At 49.2% G+C, this 15974-nt stretch carries 14 protein-coding genes; 7 read left to right on the forward strand and 7 right to left on the reverse strand.

The window, feature by feature from the left end; genetic code table 11:
- Window positions 1–1610: DUF262 domain-containing protein (locus BFW38_RS05140; protein WP_175400937.1), on the forward strand; the 1610-nt coding region annotated here is incomplete at its 5' end.
- 34 nt (window positions 1611–1644) lie between these two features.
- Here the strand turns inward: BFW38_RS05140 and BFW38_RS17825 are convergent.
- The 7 genes from BFW38_RS17825 to BFW38_RS05170 all read right to left on the reverse strand — a co-directional run bounded on the left by BFW38_RS17825 (window position 1645) and on the right by BFW38_RS05170 (window position 8578).
- Window positions 1645–1839, reverse strand: a complete 195-nt coding sequence (locus tag BFW38_RS17825) for a hypothetical protein (protein WP_139116561.1) — start codon at window positions 1837–1839, stop codon at window positions 1645–1647.
- Window positions 1840–1979: 140 nt separating this feature from the next.
- Window positions 1980–3251, reverse strand: a complete 1272-nt coding sequence (locus tag BFW38_RS05145) for a TRAP transporter large permease (RefSeq protein ID WP_068997417.1) — start codon at window positions 3249–3251, stop codon at window positions 1980–1982.
- Window positions 3251–3859, reverse strand: coding sequence for a TRAP transporter small permease (locus BFW38_RS05150; RefSeq protein WP_068997418.1), 609 nt, complete (start codon window positions 3857–3859; stop codon window positions 3251–3253). The genes BFW38_RS05145 and BFW38_RS05150 overlap by 1 nt, the downstream gene beginning before the upstream one ends.
- 176 nt (window positions 3860–4035) lie before the next feature.
- A complete protein-coding gene (locus tag BFW38_RS05155) occupies window positions 4036–5025 on the reverse strand; it encodes a TRAP transporter substrate-binding protein (RefSeq protein ID WP_175400938.1) in 990 nt (329 codons plus the stop codon).
- Between the two features lie 188 nt (window positions 5026–5213).
- Complete coding sequence (locus BFW38_RS05160; protein WP_068997420.1) at window positions 5214–6200, reverse strand: hydroxymethylglutaryl-CoA lyase; 987 nt, start codon at window positions 6198–6200, stop codon at window positions 5214–5216.
- Complete coding sequence (locus BFW38_RS05165) at window positions 6200–7426, reverse strand: CaiB/BaiF CoA transferase family protein (RefSeq protein ID WP_084004471.1); 1227 nt, start codon at window positions 7424–7426, stop codon at window positions 6200–6202. Before BFW38_RS05165 ends, BFW38_RS05160 begins: the two co-directional genes overlap by 1 nt.
- Before the next feature lie 237 nt (window positions 7427–7663).
- Window positions 7664–8578: a LysR family transcriptional regulator gene (locus BFW38_RS05170; RefSeq protein WP_068997421.1), complete on the reverse strand. Its 915-nt coding sequence runs from the start codon at window positions 8576–8578 to the stop codon at window positions 7664–7666.
- A gap of 274 nt (window positions 8579–8852) precedes the next feature.
- On the opposite strand from BFW38_RS05170, the gene BFW38_RS05175 reads away from it, so the two are divergent.
- The 6 genes from BFW38_RS05175 to BFW38_RS05205 all read left to right on the forward strand — a co-directional run bounded on the left by BFW38_RS05175 (window position 8853) and on the right by BFW38_RS05205 (window position 15853).
- Window positions 8853–9236, forward strand: coding sequence for a VOC family protein (locus tag BFW38_RS05175; RefSeq protein WP_068997422.1), 384 nt, complete (start codon window positions 8853–8855; stop codon window positions 9234–9236).
- Between the two features lie 82 nt (window positions 9237–9318).
- Window positions 9319–10287, forward strand: a complete 969-nt coding sequence (locus BFW38_RS05180) for a siderophore-interacting protein (RefSeq protein WP_342668840.1) — start codon at window positions 9319–9321, stop codon at window positions 10285–10287.
- Between the two features lie 200 nt (window positions 10288–10487).
- The gene (locus BFW38_RS05185; protein WP_068997424.1) at window positions 10488–12296 is read left to right on the forward strand and encodes a CHASE domain-containing protein; all 1809 of its coding nucleotides are present in this window, start codon (window positions 10488–10490) and stop codon (window positions 12294–12296) included.
- 17 nt (window positions 12297–12313) lie between these two features.
- Entirely contained in the window at window positions 12314–12742 is a 429-nt protein-coding gene (locus tag BFW38_RS05190; RefSeq protein ID WP_068997425.1) for a response regulator, read from the forward strand.
- Window positions 12743–12755: 13 nt separating this feature from the next.
- Window positions 12756–14489 carry a putative bifunctional diguanylate cyclase/phosphodiesterase gene (locus tag BFW38_RS05195; RefSeq protein WP_068997426.1) on the forward strand — a complete coding sequence of 578 codons (1734 nt, stop codon included), beginning with the start codon at window positions 12756–12758 and terminating at the stop codon, window positions 14487–14489.
- Window positions 14490–15400: 911 nt separating this feature from the next.
- The gene (locus tag BFW38_RS05205) at window positions 15401–15853 is read left to right on the forward strand and encodes a helix-turn-helix domain-containing protein (protein WP_068997428.1); all 453 of its coding nucleotides are present in this window, start codon (window positions 15401–15403) and stop codon (window positions 15851–15853) included.
- The last annotated feature ends 121 nt before the right edge of the window (window positions 15854–15974 follow it).

Genomic DNA, 15974 nt, shown 5'->3' on the forward strand with positions numbered 1-15974 from the left:
AAGATCAGAGCTATGCTTGGACAGAGGACGAAGTTTCCCAGCTCTGGGATGATGTGGTAGAAGCCATTGAAAATAAACGAGGCGAATATTTCATAGGTCCTATAGTTGTTAAGAATTCAGGCGATTATTTGGAACTTATAGATGGGCAGCAGCGGCTAACAACATCATTAATTTTAATAAGCATCATTCGCAGAATGTTTAGATTTTCAGGAGATAACGAGCGAGCGGATTGGTTCAGAAATAAGTTTTTTGGTGAGCAGGATGTTATGACACTAAAAACTTCTGAAAAGTTTTTCATGAATGAGGAGAATAATGATACTTTCAGAACCTTTGTCATTGCTGACGCAACAAAGGAACAGATTAAAGAGGGCCAAAAAAGTTACCTCAAGAAAAATTCAAACTATCTCCTTCTGCAATCAATTTTATCGCTTTGGGATCTTGTCGAAAATCATATAGCTAGTAATGAAGACAAGTTGTTGGAGCTACATAATTACCTTTTCGAAAAAGTAAAAATATTAGTATTGAGCGTTCAAGATGAAGCTGATGCCTATGTTATTTTTGAAACACTGAATGATCGTGGTCGCTCTCTAGATACAATGGATTTGCTTAAAAATCACTTGTTTTCAAAATCAAAGAGCTATATTAATGAGGTTAAAGAAAAGTGGAGCTTGGTTAAAGAAAATCTTTTGGAAATAGACCCGAAAAACAGATTTTTGTCACATTTCTGGTCTTCACACTACGGCAGAAGTTCAAAGACAGGCTTATTCAGGATAATTAGAGATCAAATATCTTCAGCACAAGAAGCGGTAAGCTTTTCAAATAAAATAGCAATATCATCACGAATATATTCTGCTTTGCAAAATCCAAGCAGTTCGTATTGGGATGTTCACGAACAAGAAACGAGAAAACATATATTAACGTTGAGGCTTTTGGATTCGCAGCAAAGCTTGCCCGTTTTGATGGCGGCATCAGATAAGTTTGAGGTCAATGAATTTAAAAAGCTGTCGCATGTCTTGGTGGTTATGGCCGTTAGGTACAATTTAATTTGTGAGGGTCGAACTGGCGTATCATCTAACTATTACTCGGAAATACCGAAGAAGATTAGAAGTGGAGAATACTCCAAATCTGCTCATGTGTTTAGGCATTTAAAACCAATTTATCCGAGCGATGATGAGTTTCGCTCTTCGTTTATTACAAAGACACTATCAGATACGAAGCGTGCCAGATACTTGCTGATAGAAATTGAAAATAGATTGTCTGGTGAGGAAAAAGTTGTTAACTCCGACCCTGAAAAAGTAAATCTAGAACATGTAATGCCTAAGAACGGAAACCAGTTTTGGACCTCTGAAATAACAAGCATTGATAATGAATCTAAAAGTTATTACGTAAATCGCCTCGGAAACATGGCGTTAGTGTCTAAAGACAAAAACAAAAGGATTGGCTCAAAGTCTTTTGAAGAAAAGAAAGAGCAGCTACTTTCTTTGCAAACGGAGTTCAAGCTTACACGCTCTATATTGGATGCCGACATTTGGGATAAAAAGGCTATTGATGCTAGACAAGAGTTATTGGCTGATGAAGCAGTTAAAACGTGGGCAATAGAAATTGTATAACAAACGGCTGCTGTCGGACTTGCAAAACCTCCGGCTATGCCTCCGCTTTTGCAAGCCGTAGAGCCGAGCGTTCAGGCTGTAGAAAACCTCTAGAACGATGATGTGGTCGGGCTTGTAAACGCAAGAGGCGGTGATGGCTCGATTCAAGCATGACGACAACCAAACGCCGATGGTGGTCATCAATGATCAGGATCAGCTGTAGCCGTAGTCCTTTGGATATGCTCTGCATGACCTCGTTTCGAGGGTATTTATATTTCTGTCTGAGAACCTAAGTGTTTATAAAAACAAAACCCTGCCAAAGCGCAGGGTTTTGTTCGTTTATAACGCCCTCATGGGGCGTGTCTGAGGGGGTTGGCGGTTGGTGCCGCGTTACATAAAGAAGGGGAGGTAGAGTGCTGTGCTGGGGATCAGGTAAACCAGCAGTAGGCAGGCCAGCATGATCATCATGAAGGGCCAGACGCCTTTGATGACTTCAACCGATGTGCCGCCGGAGACGGCTTGGATCACGAAGATGTTGAGGCCCACCGGTGGGGTGATTAATGCGCATTCGATCATGATCACGAAGATGACGCCAAACCAGATGGGGTCGATCCCTAGTGCGCCTAGTGATGGGTCGAGTACGGGCATCATGATGAGGAGCATGGAGATGGATTCCAGGAAGAATCCCATGATCAGTAAGACGCAGCACACGGCCAAAATAAATAAGCCGACATCGGTGAAGTGGGTGGTGACTAAGTAAGAGATGTCTTGGGGAATTTGGTAGAGGGTAATGGCTTTACCAAAGACTTTCGCACCGGCAATGATCAGGAAGATGGTAACGGTGGTCTTCATGGTGCTGATGCAGGCTTGTTTGAATTTATCGATGTTCATCCGTTGCATCGCCAGCACGATCACGAGTGACGCCGCGACGCCAATCGCGGCAGATTCTGTGGGTGTGAAAATGCCGGTATAGATGCCGCCAATGATGACCACGGCCAACAAGATGGTCGGTAGTGCTCGTAGGCTGGCTTGATAACGCGCTGCGCCAGTGACTTTAGGGCTGGGCACGTAGTGGCGGCTAAAGCGGGCGTATAAGAAGCTATACACGATAAAGGCGCTAGCCAACATCAAGCCGGGAATAATCCCCGCCAGGAATAGGTCGACAATCGATTCTTCGGTGATCACGCCATAGACAATCATTGGGATTGAGGGCGGGATCAATATGCCCAGGGTGCCCCCTGCGGCAATAAGGCCATAGACGAAGGAGCGGTTATAACCGCGGTCGGTCATTTCTTTGATGGCCACACTGCCGATGGTGGCGGCGGTGGCGACTGATGAGCCTGAAATCGCGGAGAAGATCGTACATGAGGTAATGGTGGCAATGCCCAGCCCGCCAGGCCAATGACCGACCCAAGCTTGAACGGCGTTGAATAAATCTTTGCCGACGCCGCCTTGGAGCAGGATATTGGACATCAGCAGGAACAGCGGGACTGACAGCAGGATGAAGCTGTCGAAAGAGGAGTACAGCGCCATCGGCGCCATCACGGGAGAGAATCCCGCATAGAGCAGCATGCTTAGGCCGAGGCCGCCCAGTGCAAAGCCAACGGGCACGCCAACCAGTAATAAAAGGATCAAAATGCCAAGAATCAGGGGCACAGTCATTAGATCATTACCTCTTCTTGGGCTTGTTGATGCCCCGATAAGACCAACACCATTTCAGTGATCGCTTGTAAGGTGAGTAGGCCAAACCCCACGGGAATGGCGCTTTTGGTCATCCAAAGGGGGAGGCCGAGCATGGTGGCGGAGGCTGAACCCATGCTGATGGCTTCTCGTGTTAGCTCGAAGCCGTAATAACTGATGTAGCCTGAGAAGAAGACCACCACGGATAGGGATAGGCAGTCCGCGATTTGGCTTTTGATGCCTTTTAAGTGGCGAGTCAGTAGATCAATGCGAATCAGGGCGTTATGTTGTAGCACCCAGTTGGCGCCTAAGCAGGTGGCCCAGATTTGACACATTAACGAAATATCTTCAGACCAAATGGTGGGGGCGTGAAAAACGTAGCGAGCGACCACTTCAAAGGTAATGACCGCCGCAATCAGCACAAAGAATAGTGCGGATAGGCGGCCGCATCCCCACGCAATGTAATAAGACAAGCGTATCCATGCAGCGGGGTGCTGGGCTCTCCAGTGTTGTGTCGCCTGTTTTTCAGCGCTGTGTTCAGCGCTATGTTCAGGGCTGTGTTCAGTGTTATGAGTAGGGGTCTCAGACATAACATCACCTTGGCAGGGACAGGACATCATTCGGTGTCGGGTCAGCGGTTGCCTGAATCACCGTTGTGTTATATGGATTGTGTATGAGCGGCTGTTGAACGCTGGAGGTGTAACGCCCATGCCCGGTGGTGTTACGGACATGAGCGTTCTGGATGCGGATTATGCCGCCATTGAAATCACAGTGACTGCGCCGCGTCGACCACTTTTTGACCCAGTTCGCCTGAGTTCTCCAGGAATTTTTGGAGCACCGGTTGGGTCGCTTCACGCCAGGCGGTCACATCGTCATCATCCAAATGGATGACATTCATTTTTTCCGAGGCATCGACGATCGCCTGCTGCTCAAGCCCCTGCATTTTTTCACGCAGTTGCTTCTCTACTTTGCGGGCTGCGGCGGTGATGATGGCTTTATGCTCATCCGGCAGTGATTGCCAGAATTGCTCATTAATGATGGTCATAAACTCAATGTCAGCATGGTTGGTGACGGTGAGGTTATTCATGACTTGATACAGTTTACGAGGGCCTACCGCGCTCACCCCAGTCATACCGGCATCAACGACACCACGTTGGTAAGCCAGAAATTGTTCGGAACCTGGAATCGAGACGGGGGCACCACCGACAGCGCGAACAAATTCACCCAGTGTTTTCCCAAAAACACGGACTTTCATACCGGCCATATCTTCTGGGCGCTTAATGGGGATTTCTTTGGATAGCAAGGCGACGCCACCATAGGCCTGCCACCACAGTGGGCGAGCGCCGGTTTTCAAGATCTCGGCATCAAGCAGCTCGCGCACGGGGCTATCAGGAGATGTTGCAGCCGCCACTTTTTCAGGCGTCGGGAACATGAATGGCACATAGAACACATCGACAGCCGGAATGGTGCCCGCTAGTTGTGTCAGGTTCAGCACGCCCATGTTGACGGCCCCAGACGTCACCGCCTGATGAACTTCACTGTCTTTGAACAGCTGGGCTGAAGGGAAGATGCGGACTTCAATATCGCCATCACTTTGTGCTTCAACTTCTTGTTTAAAATCTTCGAGGTTTTGTCCCAAGTGATGGGTGATCGGTAATTGTAATGAGATTTGTAAGGTCGTTTTGGCAAGTACTGGCCCGGCGGCGGTCAACGCCATGGCTAATACAGTATGTCGCAGCATTGTTGTTATTTTCATGATATGAATCCTTGTAATAAGTCCCTGATTTTATTGAATTATCGCGAACATGTGTCATGGTCAACGGCTTTCTCGGCGATTGCTTTCTCGGCGATTGCTTGCTCGATAAGGGCTCCGGTGATATCAACGACACATTCCATGCTGAGGTGACTGATCAGTGGTTGAATAGAGACTGATGTTCGAAATCGTTAAATGGGGTGTGGGCTGAGCTTGGCCTCCTTGAGTGCTTGCAGGTTGGCAGAGAGAGGGCGTGTTTCATCGCAGAGCCCTGCTTTACTGACTTGGCCGGGCGTTTCATGGCCGACGAGTGCGGGCAGGGTGCGTGAAAGCTCGACTAAACCGTTGAGATCCACATGGGTATCGACGGCGAGTGTCTCGATCATCTGCACCAGATCTTCTGTGCAAATGTTGCCGGTTGCGCCGGGGGCGTAAGGGCAGCCGCCCAGGCCGCCAAGCGAGGCATCATATTGGTCGATACCCGCTGCCAGACCGGCCATCACATTCGCTAGCCCCATGCCGCGGGTGTTATGCAGGTGCAGGGTGAAATCGACGCTGGGATAACGCTGGCGCAAGTCATGACACAGTTCAAAGACTTGTTTGGGGCCTGCCATCCCTGTGGTGTCGGCAATCGTAATCGTCTCAATGCCGCTATCGAGGTAACGCGCCACCATGTCGAGGGCTTTCTGTTGCGGCTGCAAGCCCGCAAAAGGACAGCCAAATGAGGTGGCTAGGGAGCCGTTAATACGAATGCCGGTGCCAGAGAGTTGCTGCACAATCCGCTCAAACTGCGCCAGGGATTCGGCACAGGTCATCCGCATATTGGACAGGTTGTGATCTTCACTCAGTGACATCACCAGGTTGACTTCGTCCACTTGGCTTTCGACCGCGCGGGCGGCCCCTTTCTCGTTAGGGATAAGGGCGACGTAAGTGACTGCTGGATTGCGCGTAATCTGCTGCATGACTTCAGCGGCATCACTCAAATTCGGAATCGCCTTGGGTGAGACGAAAGAGGTGACTTCAATTTTATGCAGCCCCAGGTTCGACAGGCGATCGATCATGGCCACTTTGTCGGTGGTCGGCACAAACCGGTCTTCACTTTGAAAGCCGTCTCGGGTGACCACTTCGTTAACGCGTACAGCCTGAGGTAACGGGGATGCAAATAGTGAGATGTTCATTAGATGACCTCTTCATCGCGCAGTGCTTGGATTTGCGCGGGTGTCATGCCTAATGATCCCAGCACTTCTTCGGTGTGTTCACCCAGTTGCGGGCCCAGCCAACGCGTACTGCCGGGGGTGGCGCTGAGCTTGGGCACAATACCCGGCAGTGAGATTGATTCACCGTCTGGTAGTGGTCGTTCCACAATCATGTCACGCGCGCGAAAGTGGGGGTCGTTAAAGATATCTTCAGCGTTGTTAATGCCACTGGCCGGGACGGCGGCGGCTTCGAGTTTGTCTAGGGCCTGTGTGAGGGTATGCTGGGTGGTCCAGGCGGTGATGGCGTCATCCAGTTCAGCGCTGCGGCGCGCACGACCATCGTTATGGGCCAGCTCAGGGTCGTCAGCCAGGTCCGGGCGATTCATTGCGGTCATCAAGCGCTTGAAAATACTGTCCGCATTGGCGGCGATGACGATATAGCGCTGGTCTGCGGTGAGGTAAGAGCCACTCGGCGCAATGCCGGGCATGCTGGCACCGGTTCTTTCGCGAACAAAGCCAAACATGCCGTATTCTGGGATCATGCTTTCCATCACCCCAAAGACGGATTCATACAAGGCGACATCCACCACCTGGCCGACCCCTTGGTTCACTTTAAGGTGATGCATGGCCATCATGGCGCCAATCACGCCGTACAACGACGCTAAGGTATCACCGATACTGACGCCAACCCGTACCGGTGCGCGGTCTGGATAGCCTGAGACATAGCGCAATCCGCTAATGGATTCGGCAATGGCGGCAAATCCCGGGCGTGGTGAATAGGGACCATCTTGCCCATAACCCGACACCCGAACCATGATTAACGCTGGATTGATCGCGCTGAGTTGATCCCAGCCGAGGTTCCATTTTTCTAAGGTGCCTGGGCGGAAGTTCTCAATCACGATGTCAACATCTTTGACCAGCTCATGAATAATGGACTGAGCCTCTGGCGACTTGAGATTCAGCGTGATGGATTTTTTGTTTCGACTCTGTGAGTACCACCAGAGCGAAGTGTCTTTGTACATCTTGCGCCAGCGGCGTAAGGGGTCGCCGGTGCCGGGCGGCTCGACCTTAATGACTTCTGCTCCGAATTGAGCCAGTAGGCTGGCAGCATAAGGGCCGGCAATCAGTGAACCGAGTTCCAGTACACGAACGCCTTTTAATGGCAGCGTTTGTGCTGACATGAGTGGGCTCTGCGCTTGATGATCCATCCTTTTGCTCTCATCAGTGAATAGGCATTATTGATTCTGGGTTGAACTGGTGAGTGTTTGATCATGCCGTTGTGCTCAAGGTGGTCGAAGTCGAGAATTGAGACGCTGCCATCTCTTTTGGAGATGGCAGGCCGCGAGCGCCCGTCATTACGAGATTGTTGAAAAGGGCGGTTTATCACGGTTGAGACTTAAGTTGTATGCAAAAAGATCTCTCGTGAGACCTTTTTTAGGCGGGTCCTAGGTGGTTCTCAAGTGGTTTAGCAGGTGAGCTGTCGCTTCCATGGGGGTCTCTGGGTTGTCTTGCTGGGTATTGGAACGTTTGACACAAAGTTTCAACTCACGGCTGGCCCAATGATCCAGTAAGGGGATGACATTTACTCGACCCGCCTGCAAATAAGCACGTGCGACATCGTGTGGCATCAAGCCTATTCCGAGGCCCGTTTCCACCATGCCGCATAAGGCTTCATAGCTGGTGACTTGAATACGCATGCGCAGGATTTCATTGGCATCGGTCGCCGCTGACAGTATCTGATTGTTGATAGCGCTTCCCGTATGGAGACCCACATAGTCATGGCCGAGGGTTTGGGCAAAGTGGAGTTCTTGATACTCAGATAACGGATGATTCGGCGTGGTGATCACGACTAAACGGTCTGTTTTATAGGGGTAAATATGCAAGGCCGGATGCTCGATGCTGATCGCCGGTGCGGTGAAGATACCAATATCGGCTGCATCTTCGGCGACGAGCCGGATCACATCATCACTGATCTTTTCTTCCAGGTGGACTTGTACCTGAGGATATTGGTTCAGAAAGGAGCGCAGCTGGCGAGGGAGAAATTGGCAGATGGCCGAGATATTTGCCACCATTCTGACTTGACCTCTGACCCCATGGGCAAACTCATGCATCTGGCTATAAATGTCGTCTAATTGGTGGAGCACTCGGCGGGCAAGTTGAAGTAATACGCGCCCGGCTTCGGTGGGCTCAACGCCGCGATTATTGCGCTTTAATAAGGGGGTATTGATCAGCTGTTCCATCTCACTGATGCGCTTGGAAATGGCGGAAGGCGCAATAAAACAGCGCTCTGCGGCTTTGGCAATGGAACCGGTTTCGATAACTTGAACAAATAAACGTAGGGATCGCGGGTCTAAACGCATGTGGGTCAACTACCAAACGGATCTAAAAGCCTCGGCCAGGCCTTGGCGCCTGTGTGTGAGGATGATGACATCGTGAGCCTTATATCTAACACTGAACGGGTGGGGAAAGGCATACGCCATAAGGTGAAAATATGTCATCTTGTTGTATCGAGTGGGCGTGTTTTGTGAGTAAGCCACCTGCATGAGGTGGCCTTCTGAATGAGGCGTTTAGGCGTGTCACCCATGACGGGTTACCGATTGTGATGGCAAGGCAGTGTAATTTAGGAGGTCGACGATGAATCTGAATCAAGTCACTTTGCCGGTTGATGATATGGCCGCAGCGGTCGCATTTTATTTAAAACTTGGATTTATCCAGATTGTAGAAGGCGATCGATATACCCGTTTTGAATGCCCTGAAGGTGATTCAACATTCTCACTGATATTGGCTGATCCTCCCAGCCAACCGGGTGGCGTGATTGTCTATTTTGAGCATCGCCATTTGGATCACTGGGTTGAAGAGTTACAAGCTAAGGGGATTGTGTTCGAGCAACTCCCTCAGGATCAGACCTACCTTTGGCGCGAAGCCGTGCTGAAGGATCCCGCCGGAAATACATTGAAACTCTATTGGGCAGGAGAAAATCGCCATAATCCTCCTTGGCGCGTTGAGCGTCGTGGATAATCCCATGACTTATTTTTGGGGTTGCAATTGAGAATCATTGTTGTACTGTGTCCGCCATCGTCTCGCCCAATCCAGGAGTTCAATGATGGCTGGCAAATCCAGTTACGGCTATTTTGATATTACGCTTAAGCAACGCACTCAGATCAGTACCTCTTTAGTTCGGTTTACTTTTTCCGGGCCCGATGTGCATCACATGGCGACTTATGCCCCTGATCAGCGCATTAAGCTCTTTTTTCCTGATGGCGATGCGTCACTGGAAGCCTTGTCCGAGATCGCCCGCCAAGCGGGGCCGGATTGGTACAGTCAATATCGAGCCCTGGATGAGCGTATTCGCCCCCCCATGCGGACTTACACGATTCGGGCCTTGAGAGCCCAAGACGCTGAAGTCGATATTGAGTTTGTCTTGCATGGGGATACAGGGCCCGCTTCACGTTGGGCCACACGAGCCCAGCCGGGAGATAGTTTGGGTATGATTGCCCCGGTCAATGACTCAGAGGCTGAGCCTGCTGGGTTCGAATGGCGCCCCCCGCAAGGGATGCGGCGTTTATTGTTAGTGGCGGATGAAACGGCGGTACCCGCAGCCTGCGGTATTCTCGAATCGCTTCAGGCTTCAGGTCACTGGCCCCAAGTTGACGCTTTCTTTGAAGTGCCTGCGGCGGGTGATGCCCAGCCGCTAGGTGATGACATCCCACAAGCTCATGTCAATGTGCAGTGGCTTAATCGTGATCGGCAGGCGGAGGGGCAGGGCGACCATGGTGATCATGCTCATGGTGATCTACTGATTCAGGCGGTGAGAGCGTTGGATCTTTCACAGGAAATCCATGAACTGCAATCGTCACCCGATGAGGGGAGCGACTCACAAGACGATGTGGAAGATCGCCTCTTTTGGGTGCTGGGTGCGCCCGATGATGGCGCGCCTTTTTATGCCTGGATCGCGGCAGAGTCTAAAGTGGCGCGGAGCATTCGCCAGTATCTCGTGAAAGAATGTGGATTGCCGAAAGCGAATGTCTCCAGTATGGGGTATTGGCGTGAAGGTAAAGTACTGGGCTAAAGCGCCTTGAACGCTTAGCTTTTTATTCTTTTTATTCTTTTTATTCTATATCGGCTGTACTTGCGAAACGTCGCAGGCACAGCCGTTTTTTTATGTCCTGATTTATACCCGCTATGGGATACCTTGAGTTGATGATAATGGGCAAAATGATGGAGTCTGACTAAGCTTTTAATCAATACCCATGCCTCTGAGAATTTGCCATGACTGATGCTGTTCACCATTCGACATTGAATACTTTAGGGCGGTTGCATTGGTATCACTGGTTGGTGGTGGGGTTGTCGCTCGTATTAACGTTGAGTGCCTGGTATATCACGTCAAAAGAAGTCGAGCAGAAAGCACGAGCCCAGTTTGAATTTCAAGCGGAGCAAATCGTGGCTCAGGTGCAAGAACGCATGGCCAAGTATGAAGAGGCGCTATGGGCTGGGGTGGCCGCCTTGCATGCACTGCCTGGGGAGGCTTCTCGAGACGATTGGAGAGTCTTTGCATCCAGTTTGAAGATTGAAACACGGTTTCCCGGCATTAACGGAATGGGGGTGATTCATTATGTGCCGCCGGAAAAGCGCGATGCTTATCTGGCTTGGCAGCGTCAGTTGATGCCGGATTATATGATGCATCCTGAGCATGACCAGCCTGAATATTGGCCCATTACTTATATTGAACCACAGGCGAGTAACCGCAAGGCGGTAGGGCTAGATATGGCCCATGAGTGCAACCGCTATACGGCCGCGATGAAAGCGCGAGATACCGGTGAGGCCAATATTACCGGGCCGATCACCTTGGTTCAGGATGCGCAAAAAACACCCGGCTTTCTGTTTTATGCACCTTGGTATGCCGATGATGAGATGATGCCCGAGACTTATGGTGACAATGATCGCCGTTTTCTGGGGTTAGTCTATGCCCCTTTTATTATGTACAAACTGATGGACGGTACTTTAGCTAATACCAATCGCCAAGTGAATTTCAGTATTCGTGATGGCAATGAAGTGTTGTACAACGAATTGAATCCAGACTCTGAAAACTATGATCCTGATCCCTTATTCCGCCAAGAGATAACGCTCCCTTTGTATGGCCGCCCTTGGCAATTTACGGTTCACTCTTCTCGTATCTTTAGAGATCAACATACTCAGAGCCAACCGATGATGATTCTAATCGGTGGGCTGCTCATTGATGCATTACTGCTGGCACTGTTTATTGTTATGGCTCGGGCCAATCAAAGGGCTGTTCGCTATGCCGATGAAGTCACCGAAGACTTGCGCCTGCGCCAAAGTGATTTAGAGATGGCGCGTCACCATTTAGAAGCGCGTAATGCCGAGCTGGAGGAGGCCAATAAAGAGCTGGATCAGTTCGCTTTTGTGGCCTCACATGATTTAAAAGCACCGCTTAGGGGCATTATTCAACTGTCAGGCTGGATCAAAGATGATATTCAAGATCAGTTGACCCCTGAAACCGCGGAATATATGAGGTTATTGCAAAGCCGAACACAGCGCCTTGAGCATTTATTGGATGATTTGTTGAGCTATTCCCGTGCGGGTCGTCAGGATGCTCAATTCGAGACGTTCAATATTCGACAGCGTGTTGAAGAGTTATTTCAGCTATTAAGCCCGCCGCCAGGGTTTCAACTCATTTGTCACGACGACATCGGTGACATCACCACCTTGGCCACACCTTTTGAGTTGATCATGCGTAATCTGATGGGCAATGCCATCAAGCATCATGATCAGGCTGAGGGGATGATTTGGATACATGCCTGGGAAGCTGAAGATCGGTATCACTTTTCCGTTCAAGATGATGGGCCGGGCATCCCGCCAGAATATCACAACAAAGTTTTTGAGTTGTTCCATACCTTGCGCCCCCGGGATGAAGTGGAAGGGACTGGGCTGGGTTTATCGATCATCAAAAAAGTACTGGAGCGGTACGAGTGTGAGTTTAGGCTTGAATCCGATGGGGGGCGTGGGACTTGCTTTACGTTTACGTGGCCAACGGCGTTGCAATTAAAGCAAATTCAGTGAAGAGAGGCGCTGCGGTGATGAAACAGAATGCCCCACGGGCTCTTAACATTTTGTTAGTCGATGATGATGATGTCGATGCGATGGGGGTTGAACGTGCGTTTAGACAGCAGTCATGGCGATCTTCTTTGATGCGAGCTAAAAATGGGGAAGAGGCGCTCCAGATGCTCCGTGCCGGCGATGTAAAATCCCCTTTGATTATGTTGCTGGATCTCAATATGCCCCGAATGAATGGCTTTGAAACATTAGCGGCGTTGAGAGCCGATGAAACATTGCGTAGCACGGTCGTGTTTGTGTTGACGACATCTAAAAACCCTGAAGAGGTTCAAGCGGTTTATCAACATAATGTGGCAGGTTATATTGTGAAGTCTTCATTGCACCAGGACTTTAGTCAGTTGTTTGTTTTTTTGGATCATTACTGGCGGTTGGTTGAGCTACCGGTAGCCTGATGTTGAGGAGCGCATGGACTTACTGATTATTGATGATGACACCGTTGATCGGATGTCGGCACTACGGACGCTCAAAGCATCCGGTTTGCAGTTAGAGACTGTGGACCAGACGGCTTCTGCTGAAGAGGGTGTGGCACTGGCGACTGCTCGCCATTACGATGCTATTTTACTGGATTATCAACTGCCACCTGCCAATGGCATCGAAGTTTTGCAGGCACTGCGTCGTATTCCACGCTTCTCAACCGCTGTATTGATGCTCAGCCACAGCCATGATGAAGCGCTTGCGTTGCAATGTGTGGAAGCTGGTGCTCAAGACTTTTTAATGAAAAGTGAGGTGACCGCGATTCGCTTAAAGCGTGCGATTTTAATGGCCACCGAACGTTATCAGCTAGAGCAAAAGGTACGCGAGAGTCATGAACAAATGCGCCGTTTGGCGGAAGAAGACAGTCTCACGGGATTAAGTAATCGATATTATTTTGATCGGGCCCTGAATGAGGCCATCTTTTGGGCCGATGCCCATCATAAAAGTCTCGCTTTGTTATTGCTTGATCTGGATAAGTTTAAAGACATCAACGATACCTTGGGCCATGTGGCCGGTGATCAGTTTTTGCAGATGGTGGCACAACGCTTAAAGTCGTCTATGCGTAAAGATGATGAGCTTTGTCGACTTGGAGGCGATGAGTTTGCGGTGCTGGTGCCGGATCTCAGCAGTGTCGATGAGGTTGAGGCCTTGGTTGCGCGTATTTTTGCAGCCATGACAGCGCCGGCGGTGATTGAGCAACAGGAACTCGCCATTACGTTGAGTTTGGGTGTGGCGATGTATCCCGATTGTGCTGACGATACTGTCGAGTTGATGAAGTGTGCTGATGTCGCCATGTATCGAGCCAAAGCGATGGGGCGGAACCAGGCTCAATTTTATTCCAGGCATTTTCATGATCAAGTCGAAAGTCGGATTCGGATTGAACAAGACCTGAAGAAAGCGCTCGATCAGGATCAACTGGTGCTCTTCTACCAGCCTCAAGTCGATGCTCGCTCAATGGCATTGGTTGGCGTTGAGGCACTGATCCGCTGGGATCATCCCGATATTGGGCTGATTCCACCTGATGAATTCATTCCCGTGGCAGAAGAGTCTGATCTGATTCATGAGCTGGGGCAGTGGGTTTTGGATCGCGCTTGCCAACAGTTCAGTGAGTGGCGCCAAACATCACCGAAACCGTTTACCTTTTCGATTGCAGCGAATCTCTCAGCACGTCAGCTGAAAGACACGGGTCTAGTGGATCACCTGACTCAGTGCTTAAATCGCTACCAGATTCCGGCCAATCAACTGGAATTGGAATTAACCGAGAGCAGTTTAGAAAGCAGCTTAGCGGCTTTGGATATGTTGAAAAGCTTATCTTCGCTAGGTGTGAATCTGGCCTTGGATGACTTTGGTACTGGATATTCGTCGTTAGCGCATTTGAAAGAGTACCCCTTTAATATCCTCAAAATTGATAAGGCTTTTGTGCAGCATATTGAAAGCGAAGATCAGGCAAGTCTCTTAAAGGCTATTTGCTCTTTTGCTCATTCTCTCGGTTATGAGACTGTTGCAGAAGGGATTGAGACGGCGGTGCATCGGGATATCTGTGCTGACTTGGGTGTGAAGCGCCTACAAGGTTATTTCTTCTCCCGTCCTTTACCTGCCTCTGAGTTAGAAGCTCGCTGGATTCAATCAAGTCCGTCAATTCTTCCACCTATGAAGCGTCATTAACCTGTTGTTAGTGGCGATCGTTGGCTGTGTTGATATCAACGAGAGCTATGCCCTTGCCTCTATATTTGTCGCAAAGACCTGGAGATGAGCCATATCAATATTGGCATAATCTCCTACTCAATATGAAGGGAATGGCTTTTGCCATCGATAAGGCATTATTTTCTTGTTGCTCTAGCGCTCTATATAGAGGAAGAAGGCATTGGCAAGTCATGGCTATGATTTTGATTCGTTAAATTTACATGATCTACTGATACAATATGTTGAACGCTAAACACCGCCTGGCGAGTTGTGCATCTCAATCGTGATGTAAGGGTTGATAAACTCGCTGAGAACTGTCGTTTAGCGCCATTATATAGGGCTGGGTCAGGCGAGGGGGCTGATGTGTTCTGGACTTCAATATCGGCCGCTTAAATGTAATCGCTAAAACCAATAGGGGCTCAGGAGATGATCAACGCCTTCATGCGGATTCTATGCTGAGTTATGTATCAATATATGAGATTATCTTGTAGGTAAGCGCTTAGCTCATGGGTCTATCATCATTTTTTTCTAATGTATTGGTTAGACCTAAAATACCGGGGACAATTTCCTGGCCAATGGTCCTGCTTAAATCCCTTAAAATGCATAAGCTAAGATGCCCTCGTGGCATTTCCTGTTTATTAGCCCAGCGAGCAACGACTTGGGTCACTGTGCGTGGTTTATAACCCCGTTCGAGCGCGAACTGGCGGAAAGAACTGTTTTGCGCAACCAGTCTTGCCTGTATAGCTCTCGACGCCGGATATTGATGGCGCCCGGCGTTGCCTACGTCGTGTGTTGTATCCTTCACCCCAAGCTTATCCTTTTTGATTAGTTATTACTCATACCGCATTAATTTATTTACTCAAAAAGAGTATGTCAAACGGATTGTAAACACAATGAGTAAACTTGATATCGATGATGTCTTGGCAAGGTTAAAGCAACTATTTGATATTTCTAGTGATAGCGCTTTATCACGACAGTTGGATACCAGTCCACAAACGATCAGCTCTTGGCGAGCTAGGCAGCGTGTGCCTTATGCAGTTTGCATAGAGATTGCGACACAGTATGGTGTCTCTCTGGATTGGCTATTATTGGGAAAAGGCGTGATGCCCTCCCTGGCGCAGGAGCCTATATCGGAGGCTCTTGCGCCCCTCAAAGATCAAAAGCATGATGACAACCCTGAGCCTTCCCAACAGTGTCAGCATGTCATGAAAACTTTTTCTAGATTGCCCGAAAGAGACCAGCGTGATGTTTTAAACTTTATTGAAGAAAAATTGAGAATTCGGGACATGGAGCAACGTTTATTTTTATTAGAACACCAAGTGAAAGGTGCCCCATTAGTAAGATAGTTTTAACCGTTAAAGTGTACCCATTGGGAACTAATTGTGAGCGCTGAATAGAAAATGATGTTCCCGATGGTAAGCAATTTATAGCTTTGATGAACTTTTCATTTGAAGCCGTTGTGATCTT

This window comes from Terasakiispira papahanaumokuakeensis (assembly GCF_001709345.1).
GTDB classification, from domain to species: Bacteria; Pseudomonadota; Gammaproteobacteria; order Pseudomonadales; family Halomonadaceae; genus Terasakiispira; species Terasakiispira papahanaumokuakeensis.